Below are 17,454 nucleotides of genomic sequence, written 5' to 3' on the forward strand. Positions count from 1 at the left end.
GGTGGCATGCAGGTGACGATGATCGACGAGAGCACATACGCCGAGACGATGGAGCGCACGGTGGTGCCGGCGCTCCATCAATGCCGCGAAGAAGGATGGTTCGACCCGTCCGCCGCCGAACGGTCGGCGGGCCTCGAACCATTGCCCGGTCTGATGGACACCGGCGGCCGATCCGGGCAGCTGCACTATGTGTGCTATGACGCCGGCAAGTTCGACGCCATCCGCGAGGCGGGCGCCACGGCCACATTCCGCGGTGCCATCGTCATCAGCCACGGTTTCACCGAGTTCGCCGAAAAATACGACGAACTGGTCTGGTACTTCCTGCTCGCCGGATACTCGGTGTGCGTGCTCGAGCATCGCGGACACGGCAAATCCTCGCGCGACGTGGACAACCACTGCATGGTATGGATCGACGATTGGAAGCGCTATGTGGCCGATCTCGCCGGATTCGCCCAGACCATTGGCCAGCGGTACGCGGCCGGCATGCCGATCAACCTGTTCTGCCATTCGATGGGCGGCGGCATCGGGGCCGCGGTGCTCGAGCAATACCCGTCCTTGTTCGACAAGGCCGTGCTGTCCGCGCCGATGATCGCTCCCGCCACCGGCATGCCGCTGCCATTGACGCGCATACTGGTGGGGGCGCTCTGCGGTCTGGGCTTCGGGAAGAAGCGCGTGTTCGGCCAGAGCGACTTCACCCCTGAGTTCTCGATGCAAGGCAACGAGGGGGCTTCCGAAGCGCGCGAACGCTGGTATTTCAAGCTGCGCTGCGAGCATCCGGAATATCAGACCTATTGCGCGTCTTTTGAATGGGTGCGTCAGGCGCTCAAACTCAGCAGAGCCATCCTGAGCCCTGCGGCCTGCGCCGAAGTGGAGGCTCCGGTGCTGCTGTTCCAGTCCGGGCGCGACATCTGGGTGCTCAACAAGCCCCAAAACCGTTTCATCCAACTGATCAAGGACGGTGGCGACGAAGCCACATTGGTGCGATTCAACGAATCCCGCCATGAGATCTTCTCGATGCCGAATGCCGTGTACAAGCCGTATCTGGAGAAGATCCTCAGCTTCTACGACGATCCGATGATCGCCAGCGCCTCGTACTGATCCGACGCTGTGTGCTGCCGCTGGCGCTGGGCTTTGACCAGAGTTCGCTATTATCCCATTGATTACGTATTGACTACGTAGCTGAATGTTGCTGTTCATCTAGAGTTCACTCTGGTGTCATCTTCATCTCCACCCGATTTTATCCGGCAGGAGAACAATGAAATTATGGGCATAATGTCTTCTCTTCGTCGCCGCGCCGCAGCGGTAGCGGCAATCGTGTGCGCCAGCGCGCTCGCGCTGGCCGGCTGCTCGTCGAGCGTCAAGGTAAATAACGGCGATTCGGGGGCCTCCGACTCCAATACGCAGACGTTCACGCCGTCGGGCGGCAAATCCACCGCCACGCTGAACATCGCGTCCGGTTCGGAGAACAAAGAGGTGGCCGCCGCCATCCAAAAGGCCGCCGACCAATCCAATGTGACTATCACCATGCATTACATGGGCTCGCTCGAAATCATGAACGCGCTCAAGAAGGGTGGCGAGAACTTCGACGCCGTCTGGCCCGCCTCCTCGATGTGGATCTCGATGGGAGACACCAAGCACATCGTCAAGGATGCCACCAGCACATCCACCACTCCCATCGTGTTCGGCATCGCGAAATCCAAGGCCATCTCCCTGGGATGGGCCGACGATTCCGGCAAGACCAAGCCGGTCTCCACCGCGGACATTCTCAAGGCGGTCAGCGACGGCAATCTTAAGTTCTCGATGACCTCAGCCACCCAGTCGAACTCGGGCGCATCCGCCTATCTGGCCTTCATGACCGCACTGCGCGGCGGCGACCAGCCGCTGAGCGAACAGGATCTCGACAACGCCCAGCTCAAAGAGTCCGTGGCCAAGCTGCTGTCCGGCGTGGACCGCTCCTCCGGCTCCTCGGATTGGCTCAAGGACATGGTGGTGGCCAATCCGGATCGATTCGACTCGATGGTCAACTACGAATCGCTGGTCATCCAGGCCGATAAGACCCTGGCCAAGAACGGTCACGACCCGCTGCTCACCGTGTACCCGTCCGACGGCATCGCCGTGTCCGATTCGCCGCTCGGCTACGTGGATCGCGGGCAGAACCTCAAGGACGCATTCGACAGCTTCGCCAAGGCCCTGAGCGCCAAGGAGACGAAGATCGAATTCGAGCGCGCCGGACGCCGTACAGGCCTGGGCGGCGCCCTCGCCTATGCGTCAGACAGTCAGGTGAAGGAATCCTTCCGCTCCGAATGGGGCGTCAACACCGATGCCTCCACGCTGAAGACCATCCCGCTGCCCGCCGCATCGGTGATCAACAGTGCGCTCAACGTCTACCAGACCGCGCTGCGCAAGCCGAGTTGGACCATTTGGGTGGTTGACTACTCCGGCTCCATGTCGGGAGAAGGCAAGGATGGCGTGGTCAAGGGACTCAATGCCGCTCTCAGCCCGGAAGAAGCCAAAGCCTCCTACATCGAACCCGGCGATGAGGATGTGAACATCCTCATCCCCTTTGAATCCGAGGCGCATGCGCCCATCGTGGCCAACGGCGCCAATACCGGCACCCTGCTGAGCCAGGCCCAGAGCACTGAAGCCAGCGGTGGCACCGACATCTATCAGGGCCTTGAATCCGCACTCGGCCAGCTGCCGACCGAATCCGAGGCGTCCAAGTACACGGTGGCCATCGTACTGATGACGGACGGCCGCTCCACGACCGACAATCAATCCAACTTCGAGCGCGATTACAAGTCCTCGGGCCGCGATGTGCCGGTCTTCTCCATCATGTTCGGCGATGCCGACCCCAGCCAGCTGAAGTCGCTCGCCACGCTGAGCAATGCCAAGGTGTTCGATGGCCGCTCCGGCGACTTGGCGTCCGTGTTCCGTCAGGTCAAGGGGTTCAACTGATGCTTCAGGTGATTTGCGGATTCATCGTAGGACTTGCGTTCGCGGGGCTTGGCTTCTGGGTAGCCGGCGGTGGTGTGGTCGGTGTCGGCGTGGCTGTGGTGTTGGCCGGACTCGGCTATGTGGCCGCGTCCACGCTGACCGAGCCCGAGCGTCGCATCGGCAAGATGCTGGCCTCCGCATTACCCAACGGCCAGAAGGCGGCCGATACCATTGACGCCGCCAATGCCCGGCTGAAGTCGATCTCCGCACTGACCGCTCAGGTGCGCGATCCATATGTACGCGCCGAGGCCAACGATTTCATCGTGGCCACGCGCGATCTGGTGAACTACGTAACCCGCGACACCTCCGCCTACCAGACACTGCGCCATTACATCACCGTGTACGGCGAGCAGACCGAGCAATTGCTGCGTTCCTACATCGATGTGGAAAGCTCCGGCGCACACGATCAGATCGCCAAGGCGCGCACGGAAACCATCGAGGCGCTGCAGGTGCTCGAACGCACGGCAGCGGGCGAGCTCAGTCGTGCGGTCAGCAGCAAGACGTTGGGTATTGCGGCTGATTCCGACGCCATCCAGCATCTGGCCCGCATGGACGGATACGACACTGAGACAGCGGCTGCGGCGGCGTCTGAAGCCACGTCAGCGCCGGCGTTGACTTCCGGCGCGAACGCTGCGGGAATCCATGGGGTTACAGGATTGCCGCAGGGGCTCGTCGGCAAGCAGCAGGCGCAACCGGTCGCGGTTCGGCCGATGGCAGCTGATCAGCGGAATCAAGAAGGGCAGCACAAGCAGCAATGAACCTATCAAAATCGAAAATCATCGGCCTAATCGCCCTGCTCGCGGTAGTGGCGATCGTGGGAGGTGCCTTCGTATGGCGCCAGGCGCAGCCCAAACCGGCGGCCCCGGTCGAGAAAGTCAGCGTCACCGGCTACCTCGGCGGCGAGAAGATTGGCCTGTTCGATGACGCCAAATTCAAGGAACTCGCAGCGGAGCAGGGGCTCAACGTCGACTATCGCAAGGCCGGATCTCTGGCCATGATGGACGCGGATGCCAATGGCATGGATTACCTGTTCCCCTCGTCGCGCGCCGCCGTGGAATATGGCAAGGCCAAAGGTGTGAAGGCCACCCAGAGCGACATCGTCTTCAACTCGCCAATCGTACTGTATACGCATAAGGCGGTCGCCGAGGGGCTGGTCTCCGGTGGGCTGATCACCAAAGACGATTCCGGCGCCTACCACATGGACATGGCCAAGGCCGTGGACGCGATGGTCAACAGCAAGACCTGGGCGGACGTCGGCTATGCGGCCGGCTACGGACAGTTCCGTATCGACTCCACCGACCCGGTGCAGTCGAACTCAGGCAACGAATACGCGGCGCTGATCGCCACCGTCTTGAACGGCGGCCAGCCGGCCACCACCGAATCAGTGGCGCGCGACGGCGAGACTATCAAGGCTATTTTCGCCAAGTCGGGCTGGATGGAGACCTCCTCCGAGGATTCGTTCAACCAGTTCCTGACACTGGGCGTCGGCTCGAAGCCGATGATGGTCGGCTATGAATCGCAGCTGCTGGACCTCGCGGTGAACCAGCCGGACGCGTTCAAGCAGATCAAGGACGACGTGGTGATCGTCTACCCGACGCCGACCGTGTGGAGCACGCATACGCTGATGGCGCTGGATGACAAGGGAGTGAAGCTTCTGGATCTGCTTAAGAGCCAGAAGGTGCAGAAACTGGCATGGGAGCGTCACGGCTTCCGCGCGGCCAACTTCGCCGGCACCGATCCGATCAAGCGGTTCGGCGTGCCCGGCACGCTCGACCAGATCCCGGCCGTCTCCGAATTGCCCAACAACGACGCCATGCAGCAGCTCATCACCGCGCTCCAAGGCGTGCAGCCGCAGCAGTAGACAATCATCGCGGTACACCATCGTCCATAACCTCTCACATCTGTCACACCTGTTACGAAAGGAATCATCATGGCCAACACAATCACCCTTGCGGACCTTGCCAAAGGCGGCACCGCGGCAGTCACCAACCCGTCGCTCGGCACCGGCGCCGGCGCTGCGAATGGCGCTCTGGTACCCACGGCCGCCGAAGCCGAGGCGGTCGCCTCGCTGACCCCGGACCAGCAGATCGCCAAGCTGCCGGCCGACGACCAGCAGTCGGTCAACCAGCTCGCCGCGCAGATCGACTTCACGCGCGACGGCATCGAATCGTCGTACGGCAAGGACGCCCAGCGCGCCACCTCCACCTTCGCCGACGAGATCCTCTCCGAAACCCGCTCCAAGGACACCGGCGAGGCCGGCGAGCTGCTCAACACCATGCTCGTGACCATCGATGAGGCCGAACTTGGCGGATTCCGCAAGATTCCGATCATCGGACAGGTGGCCGTCTCCATCGACAAGCTGCGCCGCCGCTACCAGAAGGTCGATTCGCAGATCGACGAGATCATCACCAAGCTCGAGCGCGCGCAGGCGCGACTGGTCGCGGACATCTCCATGTACGACACGATGTACGCGCAGAACGCCCAGCAGTACCGCGAACTCAAGATCACCGTGCTGGCCGGCAAGAAGGCGCTCGCCGACTTCCGCGCGACTCAGCTGCCGGCGCTGGAGGCCGAAGCGCAGAAGAGCGGCGACCCGATGCAGGCGCAGCTGCTCAAGGACTTCAAGGCCAAGCTGGACCGTTTCGAGAAGCGACTCGACGATCTGGACCGCATCTCCGTGGTGACGCTGCAGACCGCGCCGCAGATCAAGATCATCCAGAACGCCGACCAGACCATCGTGGACAAGATCGACACCACCATCTCCACCACCATCCCGGTGTGGAAGAGCCAGATGGTGATCGCGCTGGGTCTGTCCAACCAGCGCAAGGCGTTGGACCTGCAGAACAAGGCGGACGACGTGACCAACAAGCTGCTGCAGAAGAACGCGGCCGCCCTGCACAAGGGCGCGGTGGACGCCGAGAAGGCCAACCAGCGCTCCGTGGTGGAGATCGACACGTTGGAGAAGATCAACTCCGAGCTCATCGCCACCCTGAAGGAGACCGTGCAGATTCAGAAGGAAGGCAAGGCCAACCGCGAGGCCGCGCAGGTCAAGATGCGCCAGATTGAGGCCGACCTCAAGAACGCCCTGATCGAAAACGCCCAGCAGATGTGAGCCTGGCGCGTTCCCAGTATGTCGCGTCAGAAGTTCGTTGATTATCGTCGGCTCCCCTTGTCAGGGGAGCTGGCCCGCGAAGCGGGACTGAGGGGTAGTTCGTCAACGAGTTTCCGACGCGGGACACTGAGTGCATCTCCAGGAATACGCCGGCTGATGCAAAACGGCGGAATTTCGCGGATTCCAGCGTTATTTCTCTGTGAGCATAATTGTGGAATGATTGCCCGCCCAGGGAATTGGATGAAGTGAAGGTCAAAGGTTGAGAGCCCGGGAGGGTTCCGGAACCGGCCACGATAGCTGTCGCCTCCCCGCCAGCGCGGGGAGTGCGGCGGCAAGCCAAGCAGGTTCTCTCCTATTCAAGGAGTACCGATTATGGCAATGTTTCCGGCTTTGATGAATGACACGATGTTCTCTGATATGTTCGATGACCCGTTCTTCGAGGGCTGGCGCAACATGGACAGTCAGGTGGCTGCGGCCATGCCGGCGAACATGATGAACACGGATGTTCGTGAGACCGCCAAGGGCTACGACGTCGATATCGACATGCCTGGCTTCAAGAAGGACGATATCAAGCTCGAGCTCAACAACGGCTATCTGACCGTGTCCGCCTCGCGCAGCAGCGAGCATGAGGACAAGGCCCCTGAGTCCGCGGACGCCTCGGCTTCCGCTTCCAAGGATTCCAGTGAGCAGTGCGCATGCGGCACGAACGAATCCGGTCGCTGGCTGCGTCGCGAACGCTACATGGGCACCTGCTCTCGCAGCTTCTACGTCGGCGACGATGTGAAGGAATCCGACATTCATGCCAGCTACAGCAACGGCATGCTGTGCATCCAGGTTCCGAAGATGCAGGCTCAGCCGCAGGTCGAGACCAAGCACCAGATCGCTATTGAGGGCTGATTCCACAGGTTGCTTCGATTCCGAGTCGTAAGCTCGTTCCGAAGCCCAGTGCCGAGAGTTGATGCCCAACGGCATACATCCGTTGGGCCGGCCTCCTGAACGAGGAGGCATCCGACTGGGTGTATGGAATGGAATAGCGACTAACGATGACCTGCTTCCTGCGCTGCCCATCCTACGTTTTCTACGCTGACTAGCCGATGGGCGGCGGGAAACAGAGCCAATGACATGCCGGGCAAGGCGAATACCTTGCCCGGCATTTTCGTATCTTGGAGCAGGTAGAGTGGCCCCGGAACCGGAAACAGGACCGGGAACTGGACCGGAAACTGGGAAAGGCGCGGGGAGGTGCGGCCATGGCGAATAACGGCAGCAAACGAGAGAGCGCGGCGGCGAACCTCGCCGGCGGTCATGTGGTGTCCGCGCGCGCCACAGCGGTGGGCCTCATGGCCATTGTGCTGTGGAGTTTCATGGCCGGCACCGTGCGCATCGTCTCCGACGGTTTCGGCGCCACGCTTGGTTCGGCGCTGATTTATACCGTTGGCGGAGTACTGCTGCTGATATTCCGCCGACCGGCGCCACTGAAGCAATTCCCGCGCAAGTACCTGATCGTCGGCGGTCTGCTATTCGTGTTCTACGAGTCCTCGATTTCCTTGTCGCTTGGGCTCGCCTCGACTGATGCGTCCGCAGTGGAAGTGAGTCTGGTCAATTACCTATGGCCCACGATGATGGTGCTGCTCGCAGCCGGTGTCTCGCATCGCCGCCACGCGATAGCCAGGGTGCTGCCGGGCGCGGTCGTGGCCACGGCTGGTGTGGCGCTCGCCGTGGGCGGTAATTCCGGGCTGGACTGGAATGCGGCGGTGGCGCATATTGCGGCGGATCCGTTGCCGTATGCGCTGGCGTTCTTCGGGGCGTTGGCATGGTCCGTGTACGCGGTGTTCACACCGGCATGGTCGCAGGGCGTGGATGGCACGTCGTTGTTCTTCCCGTGTGTGGCTGTGGCATTGTGGATTATCCATTTCGCATCCGGCCAGGGCTGGCCGGAGCAGATGCCGAGCTTGGAATCATGGGTGTTCGTGGTGGTTTGTGCGGCGGTGATTGCAGGCGGCTATGCTTGTTGGGGTTATGGTATCCTGCACGGTTCGATGGAACGTCTGGCCATCGCCTCGTATGCCACGCCGGTGCTGTCCACTGCTGCAAGTGCGGTGTTGCTTGGTTTGGCGCTGTCGTTGCCGTTCTGGGTGGGTGCGCTGCTGGTGGCCGCCGGCTCGGTGCTCAACTATCTGGTCACTGCGCGCAAGTAGGCCGCGCGACCGGCCGCGACCACTTGGTGTTCCCGTGAAACAGGTTTGAGGGGCCTGACGGGTCTGGGGGGTTGCGGGCTGCGGAAGGTGGATTCGCCGGCGTACAGAGACAGTGATGGGCCAGCGGCCAAGTCTGATGCAGCCGGTCGGTCGACGGTTATTTGCCGCGGCGCTCGCCGGGGCGGCGTAACGGGTCGAGCAGTGTGGCCGGGTCGGAAATGCCGAACATGCTGCGCCCGCCGGTGGATTCCGGGTGACGCGCCAGAATCGCCAAAGAAATCGCTCCCGGCACCATGATGATCACCGCAATCGCGGCAAGCCCCCAACTCACGAAGAATCCGAGGGCAAGCGTAATCAGCGCCACCACGATGACAGTGCCGATGATGGTCGCCCATGCCTGTCTGCGTCCTGAGACCTTCAGCCATGAGGTGCGCGCCGGTTTCGGTTCTTGCGATGCTTGAGTCATACGTTCAGCATATGCCAGTTGTCGGTATTCGCGCGCGCCATTGTCCGTGGTGACGGAACGGATTCGCATGATTCGAGTGAAGGGCACCGGAAGGTAGTAGCGTAAGACATATGGATGAGAACGTGAATAATGCGAACGATGCGAACGCCCAGACTGCATATTTTGCAGGCGGCTGCTTCTGGGGTCTCGAACGTTACTTCCAGAATGTCGACGGCGTCATCGACACCACGGTCGGCTACGCGCAGTCGAATATCGAGAACCCCACGTATGAGCAGGTTTGTTCCGGGGCCACGGATGCGGCCGAGACCGTGAAGGTCACGTTCGACCCGGCTCGGGTGAGCCTGCGCACGCTGACGCTGCTGTTCCTCGAGGTCATCGACCCGTTCTCCGTGAATCAGCAGGGCGAGGATCGCGGACGGCAGTATCGCACTGGATTGTTCTATGCGAGCGATGCAGAGGGCGACTCCGGCGAAGCGCAGAGAGCCGCGCAGAAGGCCGTGTATATCGCGGCGCTCGAGCAGCTGGTGGACCGCCAGCCGCAGCGCCCGGCGGTCCTGGTCGAGCCGCTGCGCAACTTCTACCCAGCCGAGGACTACCATCAGGACTACCTCATCAACAATCCCGGCGGCTACTGCCATGTGCCTATCGCCGCCATCGCGAACGTGAAGCGCCGGCAGAAGTATGTGGAACGGATCTGGGACCTGACGCTCGAACAGTTCGCGGTCACGCAGCACGCGGCCACCGAACGCCCGTTCGTCAACGAATACGACCATGAGTTCGAGCCGGGCATCTACGTGGATATCGTCAGCGGGGAACCGCTGTTCTCCTCGCGCGACAAGTTCGATTCCGGCTGCGGCTGGCCGGCGTTCTCGAAACCGCTCAAGGCCTCGCTACTCACCGAGCACGAGGACCATCGCATCCCTGGGCGCGACCGTATCGAGGTGCGCACATCCGAAACGCAGATTCATTTGGGCCATGTGTTCGAGGACGGTCCTGCGGATCGCGGCGGCCTGCGCTACTGCATGAATTCCGCCGCGCTCCGGTTCGTGCCGCGCTCGCAGATGGAGGCTGAGGGCTACGGCGCCTGGATTCCGGCGGTGGACGGTGAGGCTGGCGAACCGGCTGACTATTGCGCGTAGCGCTTCCCTGATTGCAGGACGGGCTGTCAGCGAAGCTGACTGGGGGAGAGACAGAATATGCAGTGCTCAATTATGTACGAGACAGACCACTAGCTGCTGACGTTACCGTTGCTTGATGTAGCGCGTACTGCGTCCAGCGCCGATTTTGATGATCGCGCCTGAGCTTACCAGCGCTCGCAAAGCTCGCTCTACCGTGGTTTCGCTGCAGTGTTTTCTGCCTCATGTTCCGATTTTCTGCATCATATCATGTCAGAATGATGCAGAAAACTTGCGATGATGCAGTAAATGATGCAGAAAATGATGCAGCGCTGGATTGATGGATTAGTCGTCAATCGCGTCGACCAATGGCTGCAATTGTGTGACAAGACGTGGTGCATCCCTGGTTACGGTGTCGTACAGTGATTCGACGTCGATTTCGTCATAATCGTGGACGATAACATTGCGTAATGCACGCAGTTCTTTCCAAGGTAGACTCGGCATGGTGTCACGGAAGCCGTCTGAAAGGTTGCGGGCGCACTCCTGCACTTGTGTCATTTCCATCGCCACGGAATTGAAGAGTATGCGGTTGTCGTCCAGTGCTGCAGGTGACGGTATGCCGCTGATGTCGGTGACGGCGTTCTCGAGATGCTCCAACAGTCGGATCAGTGTGCTTCGATCGCGGAATGCTTGGTCTTGGTGATGGTGATGGGCTGTCGGCATTATGCCACCTTGATCAGGTCGGGAGTGATGTGGTCAAGAAAACGTTTGCTGGAGCGGCTTCGTTTAGCGTGGCGGAGCAAGGAGTCGTAGGAGATAAGGGATACTTTTCGTCTGAGCAGGGATTCCAAGTCGTCGACGAGCTGTTGCTTTTCCATTATCGAGTAGGAGGCACCGGGTTTGAGGCGATAGATGAGGTCCACGTCCGAGTCCGGCCTTGCGTCTCCTCGCGCCACCGATCCGTATACATACATTTCGTCGATATGATGTCGCTCTGCGAGCTGGGCCACGATGAGCTTCAGCGTCGCAATCTCCAGAGGGCTGCCGGAACCGGCTGACGATAGGTTTCCGATATCGGCTGCATCGCCGCTGCCGGCGTTCGTTGCGTTATTCGAAGGATTGTCGGAAATCAATGCCGCTAATGCGCGTTCATAGCGTTGTAGAAAATCCTGAGTTGGGTTGCCCTCGCGTTCCGCTCGGGAAAGTGCCGACTGGGTGGTTCCCATCGACTGTGCTGCAGCGCTCTGGCTAATGTGTGAGCGCACGCGCTCCTCGCGCAACTCGGCAATTGACTTCATACATCGGATTATAGCATATATGCTATATGTGGCGGTGTCTCCGGAGTCTATGCGGTTTTCTGCATCATTTGCTTTGAAACGACGTGCGAGACCGACGATGATGCGGGAACCAGCACGGAAACCGCGTCGATCGGTCCCTGCTCACCCCGCCAGATGCCGGTATAGTTCCGGGTCGAGCGACCGCGCCAGCCGCAGCGTGGACAGCGTGACCTTCACCGTGCCGGTCCCGTCCGCGTTTGGTTATTTATCCTTGAAATCGTTGGCAATCACCTCGCCAATGCGATGGGGGATGCCTGTTACCAAGGCATTACCCATGCAGAAGGCGCGATGTCCGTCGCTCATGTCGGTGTCGGTCCAGCCTTTCGGGAACATCTGCAGTTGATCAAGTTCGTCCGGCACCAATCGGCGTAGACGCCCATTTTGTTCGACTACATGCTTGGTGCGGCTGGCTCCTGCTCCGCCCTCGCCGGTCAGAATAGTGCGACTTGGCGAGGTAAGAGGGTCGGGGAAGGCGACTGGTCCTTCGGAATATGTGTAGGCGTATCCGTTGGCGCTGGTGCGTTCTTCTTTTTTGCCGCCCTTGAGATAGGTCCATGACGGCAATTTTGCTTCGTCAATCCAGAACTGTTCGGGCACTTCGGAATCAGGGACGAGAACGTCTCCGAGCGTTGTGTGCGGTCCTGTGTAATTTGCGTCAGCTTTCATAGTGATGACTTGCCCGTCAACCATGACTCCGATGTTGCGGAATGCGCTCACCTTGTCGCCCTTGCCGAAGCTTTGGGTGATGTCATAGGGGTCGTTGCCAATGGCGAAGCGGATTCGTGCAGGATTTTTAGCGTTGGGCCGGATTGGAAACGCGCGAGTCATTACCCCGGTAGACAGCAAACGTTCTTCCGAATCGCCCCAGTCGGCGTCCCTTTCCGCATAAATATAGACGCGGCGTCTACGTTGCGGCATGCCGTACTCGGCGGCGTTCACCACATGCCATTCAACGTTGTACCCCAAGCGATTCAGGCAGCATAGGATGATGGCAAAATCCCGACCCCGTTGACTGGCGGGGGACTTGAGCAGTCTGTCTACGTTTTCCAACAAAACGAGTTTGGGATGGCGCATTTCCAACAGGCGGTTGATGCTCCACCACAGTACGCCTTTGCGTCCTTCAATGCCTTCGGCCAATGCTAGAGGCTTTGCGACGCTGTAGTCCTGACAGGGGAAGCCGCCGACAGCCATGTCAAAGTCGGGGATGGATTGTTTGCCGGCTTCGACTTCATCCAAAACTTTGGCAATGTCCTGATTTACGCAGGATCCCTTGCCGAAGCGCTGCTCGTAGCAGCGCCAAGCGAACTGCTTGGACTCCTGTCCCATGGGTTCCCATTGGTTTGCCCATATGGTATGGAATGGGCCTGCAGGTTTCATGTAGAATTTATCGCCAGGCTTTCCGTAGCCGTCAAGTCCTAGACGGAAACCGCCCACACCCGCGAACAGCTCCGCAACCCTTATCTTGGCAGCCACGATATTCCTTTCGATCCGAACATACGTTCTATAAACTAAACTGGATTATACAAGAAAATCGCGATGAGATCAACTTGAAGGGGTGTTTTCGTGTTGGTTGTTGGGGCTGTTTGGTTGATTGAATGGCGGGTTTGAGGTAGCCTCAAACTGCAAATGCCGATTGATATTATTCCAGCAGTTTGTGCGCTGTGACGATTTTGGCAATATAGCGTCGATCAAGCCAGAAGCTTTGTTTGGTGATTTCCTCTCCGTTGGGAAGGATGGTGATGTCTGAGGATCGTCCTGCGTCCTTCCCTTTTTTGGTGTGGGGGCGTAAGTGGAACACTTTGTTGAAATTCGACCCAGGAAGTTTGTTCTTTCCGCGTTCGCCATAGCCTAGCCATGTCTTATGGGTGAGGAGTTCATGGACGTATTCCCATGCCGGCCTGATGTATCGTTCGACATCTTCGGCTGGCATATTCCATAGGAACCCTCCACGGAATATGTCTTTGGTCTTGTTGTGTCCTTCCTGATAAGGAATTGGTGATTGCGAGACTGTGATAAGAAGTCTGTTAGTTTCAAAGAAGTCATACAGGAACGACTGCTCCCAATCGATTTCAGGGTTGGCCCATTCTGCCCATTGGTCATCAGTTAGAGCTTTGAAAGACATATGTTGCTGAGGCATGCCATCTGGATACATTGTCACAGTTTTTACCATGCTGATATTTGCCTTATAGAACTCCTCGGTCTTGAGAATATTGCTGTTTTGGATACCGAGCATTGCGCGTGCGATGCTCGCATTGTATTGATTCGCTTTTGGTGAAATCGTAAGTCCCAGTTCCGAGGCGATATCTCCTGCGGCTTTCCCGATAAATGGCGCAAAGTGGCTAGTGATATAGGCGTTAAGGCTTTGATGTTGGACAAGAGGAAGGTGATGCAATTCTGCTGGTTGCGATAACAGCCGACGGGCGACGGTGGTCATATACGACGGTTTGAAGCTAAAAGCTCGTTGCTTGGCGCGGATGGTTGGTGCAGAAGAGCCGGAAGGGGATGGGGCTTCTCTCAACTGTTTTGCGCTGGCGCCTTTCGTGCATGCCGCCAAATAGTTGGTATCCGATTCGCTGAGCTCATCTGCGTGTCCGCTGGCCACCTTATTGCGAATGGTTTCCCAGTCTTCCTTGATGGTCGCTAAATCATTTTCTTGATACTGGAGCAGATAAGCGGCTAACACCCTGCAGTCAATTCGTAGCTCTTTCTTTGTGTCGGTGCGGTCGTCGTAATAGTAGACGAGAATGATGTTTCTTGCCTTGTCCCACATTGTTGACGATTCAAAATCGCTTTCTTCGGCAAGGTGAAGATAATTTATGATGTCAATGACGAGGCGCTCTTTTGCGGAGGTTTCTTTTCCCTTATTGATGTGCTTGAGCGGAGTGACCTTCAACTCATAACGTGAGTTGCCGATGCGAATATCTGGCTCCGCATCGGAATTGATGGAATATCCGAGGACGGACTCTTCGATGATTTGTCCCAGCGACCCTTTGTTCCCGCCAATCAGCGCCCTACCGGTTTTGTCGAGTTCTCGGAATGATTTATCTTTGGCTGAGAGCAAAGCGGTCATTACTTCTTCGAGACTCGAATATTCTCGGTTTTCATTTAATGGTGCGATGTCGGCCATCTCGCTGTCCTCCAATTACGTTGCGTCATTGCGATAGTGTCCATTGTAGCGCTGATTGGATTGTGTGCGAATGCGCTCGTGCATCAATGACTTTTCCGATCATACTAGTAAAAGTTCCTCATTGGGATATACTTTTACTAGTATACTAGTAAAAGTGCGGAGGTGATGATGGCTGAGGCATTGAAGGCTCGTCCGATGTATCTCGACAAACTGCTCGCGGTCAAAGACAATGGGCTGATCAAGGTCGTTACGGGTATGCGGCGATGCGGCAAATCATCGCTTCTCGCGCTTCTCTCCCAGCGGCTTGTCGACGATGGTGTGCCGGCGGACCATGTCATTTCCATTAATCTCGAATCCTTCCAATACAGTGCGTTCGACTACGCCCAGCTATACCGGCATCTTGATGGTCTCATGCAAACCGGCGGCCGATATTATCTGCTGCTCGATGAGGTGCAACTCATCGATGGATGGGAGAAGGCGGTCAACGCGTTGCGCGTCGATAAGGATGCTGATATCTATCTGACTGGCTCGAACGCGCATCTGCTATCCAGCCAATTGGCGACGTTGCTGTCCGGCCGCCACATAGAGATTCGTGTATTCCCGCTGTCGTTCAGTGAGTTTCTGCAGTACACCGGGGTGGGCGCATCTCCGGCCGATCGGGCTTCCGCTTTCGACCGGTACACCCGTTACGGCGGTCTGCCACCTGTCGTGGATCAGGGTGCCAACCAGTCACTGGCACATACGGTGCTTTCCGGAATCTACGACACGATTCTCGTACGGGATATCGCCCAGTACCTGCAGATTCGCAATCCCATGGTGTTCAATGATGTCGCTCGCTACCTAGCTGACACGGCGGGCTCGCCTGTCTCCATCAACAAAATCGAGCATCGACTCAAGAGCGCGAGGCGGACCACCGCGAACGAAACCATCGAGCGATATATCTCCGGACTGCTGGACGCATTTCTGTTCTATCGGGCCCAGCGCATCAATGTGAAGGGCGGGGATTACCTGCAGGGGCTCAATAAATACTATCCGGCTGATCTCGGCATCAAAAACATGTTGCTGGGGTACCCGGCGGGGGATTTCGGTTTTCTTCTGGAGAACGTCGTCCATAACGAGTTGCGTACGCGGGGATACGAGGTTCAGGTCGGCAAAATGGACGGCTTGGAGATTGATTTCGTCGCCACTCGCACGCGTGACGACCTTACGTTGGAGCGGTTATTCATCCAAGTCAGCGCCAGTATCCTGGACACTCACACGCGGGCACGCGAACTTGAACCGCTGCGTCGGCTCGGCAGCGCAGGAGTATCCGGGCGACGAATCGTGTTGACGTTGGATACGTTCGGCTTGGGGTCCACGAATGACGGAGTTGATGTCATCAATGCCGTCGACTGGCTGACGATGTAGATGTAGCTGGGTACGGGCTGGCGGCGCGTGAGTGGGGCGGGTTCTCAGCTGGTCCGAGGTTTTGCTTCGCTGATCGGTTGTAAGCGGGGCGACCTGTCGGTCGAGTCGAGGTTTTGCCGCGCTGAGGGATGATTGGCGGGGTTGTTTCTTGGGCGGCTAGAGGTTTTGCTTCGCTGACGGGATGTGAGTGGGATGAAGTGTCGGCTGGTCCGAGGTTTCGCCTCGCTGAGGGATGATTGGCGGGGTTGTTTCTTGGGCGGCTAGAGGTTTTGCTTCGCTGGCGGGCTGTGAGTGGGGCGGATGCATGGCTGGGCCGAGGTTTTGCTTCGCTGACAGGTTGTGAGTGGGGTGGAATGTCGGCTGGCTAGAGGTTCTGCCCTGCTGAGAATGGAATAGTGGAGCAGGTTGTCGGCTGGTCCGAGGTTTTGCTTCGCTGGCGGGCTGTGAGTGGGATGAAGTGTCGGCTGGGCCGAGGTTTCGCCTCGCTGAGGGATGATTGGCGGGGTTGTTTCTTGGGCGGCTAGAGGTTTTGCTTCGCTGGGAATGGGGTAGTGGAGCAGGTTGTCGGCTGGTCCGAGGTTTTGCCGCGCTGGCGGGCTGTGAGTGGGATGAAGTGTCGGCTGGCTAGAGGTTCTGCCCTGCTGAGAATGGGATAGTGGAGCAGGTTGTCGGTTGGTCCGAGGTTTTGCCCCGCCAAGACACGTAAGACACCAAGCTGCGCCAAGCCGCACCAAGCCGCACCAAGCTACGCCAAGTCGCACCAAGTCGCACCAAGCTACGCCAAGCCGCACCACAAGTCCCGCCAAGTCCCGCCAATCCCACCAAGCCCCCGCGCTACAGCGCGCACACAATCAGATAAATCGCCACGACATGGCAGACGTACCCAATGACCGTGCCCACGTGAAACACTTCGTGAAACTCGAACCATCCGGGAACGGGATTCGGCTTGCGCAGCGCGAAACATACGGCGCCGGCGATATACGCGGCACCGCCGCAAGCGATAAGTACGGTCGCCGCCGGCCCCACCGCAGGCGCTGTCCATAGCTGCGGGATGAGCGTCACCGGAGCCAGTCCCAGCACCACGTAGACGGTGGTGAACACCCAGTTCGGGGCCTGAAGCCAGACGATATGCAGTATCGTGCCGATTGCGGCGGTCGCCCAGATCACCGTGAGGTACGGCCGCCGAATCGCCGGACTGAGCGCGAACAGCACGGGCGTATTGGTCCCGGCGATGATGAGGAAAATGTTCGAGTAATCGATGCCGCACAGCACGCGGGTCACCTTCGCGCTGTGCCAGGATACGACGTGCAGCAGCGCGCTGTTGCCGAACAGCAGTATTGCCGAGGCGCCATACACCGCGCAGGCCGCTTTGACGGGACCGGCCGGCGCGATGCAGATCAGTACGATGGAAGCCGCGATGCATAGCGGCAAGGTGATGAGGTGTAGCCATCCGCGCAGGCGGGGCTTGCGATTGCCGAATGCGTCGACAAGGACGATTTGGCGCTTGGCCGCTTTCAGGGCTGCTTTGGCATGACGGTAACGGTCGCGGGCGTCTTGGTAGCGCGCCGCAGCGCGTGCCAATGCGGCAGCGTCTGTTCGCGCGTGACTCCTTTGGCTCCTTTGGCCTGCGACCGCAGAAGACGCACGCGATGTGCCGGAGGCCATCGTCCGCGTGGCCGGTGCGCTGGTGGAAACGCTCAT

At 59.0% G+C, this 17,454-nt stretch carries 14 protein-coding genes and 2 pseudogenes; 10 read left to right on the plus strand and 6 right to left on the minus strand.

The features are described from left to right. Positions 1-6: 6 nt before the first annotated feature. From BW09_RS04040 to yddG, 8 genes and pseudogenes are all read left to right on the plus strand, one after another. Positions 7-1,098, plus strand: a complete 1,092-nt coding sequence (locus tag BW09_RS04040) for an alpha/beta fold hydrolase (RefSeq protein ID WP_140463410.1) — start codon at positions 7-9, stop codon at positions 1,096-1,098. Between the two features lie 174 nt (positions 1,099-1,272). Further along, positions 1,273-2,223, plus strand: a pseudogene (locus tag BW09_RS11265) (substrate-binding domain-containing protein); the annotation flags it as partial. Positions 2,224-2,355: 132 nt separating this feature from the next. Further along, positions 2,356-2,955: pseudogene (locus tag BW09_RS11270) on the plus strand (VWA domain-containing protein); the annotation flags it as partial. Next, complete coding sequence (locus tag BW09_RS04050) at positions 2,955-3,752, plus strand: hypothetical protein (protein ID WP_258184984.1); 798 nt, start codon at positions 2,955-2,957, stop codon at positions 3,750-3,752. The pseudogene BW09_RS11270 and the gene BW09_RS04050, both read left to right, overlap by 1 nt. Beyond that, entirely contained in the window at positions 3,749-4,855 is a 1,107-nt protein-coding gene (locus BW09_RS10860) for a substrate-binding domain-containing protein (RefSeq protein ID WP_044089506.1), read from the plus strand. Before BW09_RS04050 ends, BW09_RS10860 begins: the two co-directional genes overlap by 4 nt. Positions 4,856-4,924: 69 nt before the next feature. Continuing rightward, positions 4,925-6,106, plus strand: coding sequence for a toxic anion resistance protein (locus BW09_RS04065; RefSeq protein WP_238566980.1), 1,182 nt, complete (start codon positions 4,925-4,927; stop codon positions 6,104-6,106). A 372-nt stretch (positions 6,107-6,478) separates the two neighbouring features. Then, positions 6,479-7,003: an Hsp20/alpha crystallin family protein gene (locus BW09_RS04070; protein ID WP_044089505.1), complete on the plus strand. Its 525-nt coding sequence runs from the start codon at positions 6,479-6,481 to the stop codon at positions 7,001-7,003. Between the two features lie 350 nt (positions 7,004-7,353). Beyond that, positions 7,354-8,301: an aromatic amino acid DMT transporter YddG gene (gene yddG, locus BW09_RS04075; protein ID WP_140463414.1), complete on the plus strand. Its 948-nt coding sequence runs from the start codon at positions 7,354-7,356 to the stop codon at positions 8,299-8,301. Positions 8,302-8,458: 157 nt separating this feature from the next. Here yddG and BW09_RS04080 read toward each other — a convergent pair whose 3' ends face one another. Then, positions 8,459-8,767 (minus strand): hypothetical protein, encoded by a 309-nt coding sequence (locus BW09_RS04080; RefSeq protein ID WP_258184985.1) that lies wholly within the window; start codon positions 8,765-8,767, stop codon positions 8,459-8,461. A 110-nt stretch (positions 8,768-8,877) separates the two neighbouring features. Here BW09_RS04080 and msrB point away from each other — a divergent pair, with 110 nt between their 5' ends. Next, a complete protein-coding gene (gene msrB, locus BW09_RS04085) occupies positions 8,878-9,906 on the plus strand; it encodes a peptide-methionine (R)-S-oxide reductase MsrB (RefSeq protein ID WP_044089502.1) in 1,029 nt (342 codons plus the stop codon). Between the two features lie 321 nt (positions 9,907-10,227). Here the strand turns inward: msrB and BW09_RS04090 are convergent, their stop codons facing one another. The 4 genes from BW09_RS04090 to BW09_RS04105 form a co-directional block, all read right to left on the minus strand. Then, positions 10,228-10,605: a DUF86 domain-containing protein gene (locus BW09_RS04090; protein WP_140463416.1), complete on the minus strand. Its 378-nt coding sequence runs from the start codon at positions 10,603-10,605 to the stop codon at positions 10,228-10,230. Beyond that, positions 10,605-11,180: a nucleotidyltransferase domain-containing protein gene (locus tag BW09_RS04095; RefSeq protein WP_140463417.1), complete on the minus strand. Its 576-nt coding sequence runs from the start codon at positions 11,178-11,180 to the stop codon at positions 10,605-10,607. Before BW09_RS04095 ends, BW09_RS04090 begins: the two co-directional genes overlap by 1 nt. A gap of 240 nt (positions 11,181-11,420) precedes the next feature. Further along, positions 11,421-12,692 (minus strand): DNA (cytosine-5-)-methyltransferase, encoded by a 1,272-nt coding sequence (gene dcm, locus BW09_RS04100; RefSeq protein ID WP_140463419.1) that lies wholly within the window; start codon positions 12,690-12,692, stop codon positions 11,421-11,423. Between the two features lie 166 nt (positions 12,693-12,858). Continuing rightward, positions 12,859-14,346 (minus strand): Sau3AI family type II restriction endonuclease, encoded by a 1,488-nt coding sequence (locus BW09_RS04105; RefSeq protein ID WP_140463421.1) that lies wholly within the window; start codon positions 14,344-14,346, stop codon positions 12,859-12,861. 165 nt (positions 14,347-14,511) lie between these two features. On the opposite strand from BW09_RS04105, the gene BW09_RS04110 reads away from it, so the two are divergent. Continuing rightward, positions 14,512-15,753 carry an ATP-binding protein gene (locus BW09_RS04110; protein WP_140463438.1) on the plus strand — a complete coding sequence of 414 codons (1,242 nt, stop codon included), beginning with the start codon at positions 14,512-14,514 and terminating at the stop codon, positions 15,751-15,753. A gap of 834 nt (positions 15,754-16,587) precedes the next feature. Here BW09_RS04110 and BW09_RS04115 read toward each other — a convergent pair. Then, complete coding sequence (locus BW09_RS04115) at positions 16,588-17,454, minus strand: hemolysin III family protein (protein ID WP_140463423.1); 867 nt, start codon at positions 17,452-17,454, stop codon at positions 16,588-16,590.

The sequence above is a fragment of the Bifidobacterium sp. UTCIF-1 genome, assembly GCF_006408915.1.
Taxonomy (GTDB): domain Bacteria; phylum Actinomycetota; class Actinomycetes; order Actinomycetales; family Bifidobacteriaceae; genus Bifidobacterium; species Bifidobacterium reuteri.

Coding starts and splice junctions, on each gene's coding strand:
- BW09_RS04110 (WP_140463438.1), top strand. CDS start 14,512: ATGATGGCTGAGGCATTGAAGGCTCGTCCGATGTATCTCGACAAACTG.
- BW09_RS04115 (WP_140463423.1), bottom strand. CDS start 17,454: ATGAGCGTTTCCACCAGCGCACCGGCCACGCGGACGATGGCCTCCGGC.
- BW09_RS04090 (WP_140463416.1), bottom strand. CDS start 10,605: ATGCCGACAGCCCATCACCATCACCAAGACCAAGCATTCCGCGATCGA.
- BW09_RS04070 (WP_044089505.1), top strand. CDS start 6,479: ATGGCAATGTTTCCGGCTTTGATGAATGACACGATGTTCTCTGATATG.
- BW09_RS04065 (WP_238566980.1), top strand. CDS start 4,925: ATGGCCAACACAATCACCCTTGCGGACCTTGCCAAAGGCGGCACCGCG.
- yddG (WP_140463414.1), top strand. CDS start 7,354: ATGGCGAATAACGGCAGCAAACGAGAGAGCGCGGCGGCGAACCTCGCC.
- BW09_RS10860 (WP_044089506.1), top strand. CDS start 3,749: ATGAACCTATCAAAATCGAAAATCATCGGCCTAATCGCCCTGCTCGCG.
- BW09_RS04105 (WP_140463421.1), bottom strand. CDS start 14,346: ATGGCCGACATCGCACCATTAAATGAAAACCGAGAATATTCGAGTCTC.
- BW09_RS04050 (WP_258184984.1), top strand. CDS start 2,955: ATGCTTCAGGTGATTTGCGGATTCATCGTAGGACTTGCGTTCGCGGGG.
- BW09_RS04080 (WP_258184985.1), bottom strand. CDS start 8,767: ATGACTCAAGCATCGCAAGAACCGAAACCGGCGCGCACCTCATGGCTG.
- msrB (WP_044089502.1), top strand. CDS start 8,878: ATGGATGAGAACGTGAATAATGCGAACGATGCGAACGCCCAGACTGCA.
- BW09_RS04095 (WP_140463417.1), bottom strand. CDS start 11,180: ATGAAGTCAATTGCCGAGTTGCGCGAGGAGCGCGTGCGCTCACACATT.
- BW09_RS04040 (WP_140463410.1), top strand. CDS start 7: ATGCAGGTGACGATGATCGACGAGAGCACATACGCCGAGACGATGGAG.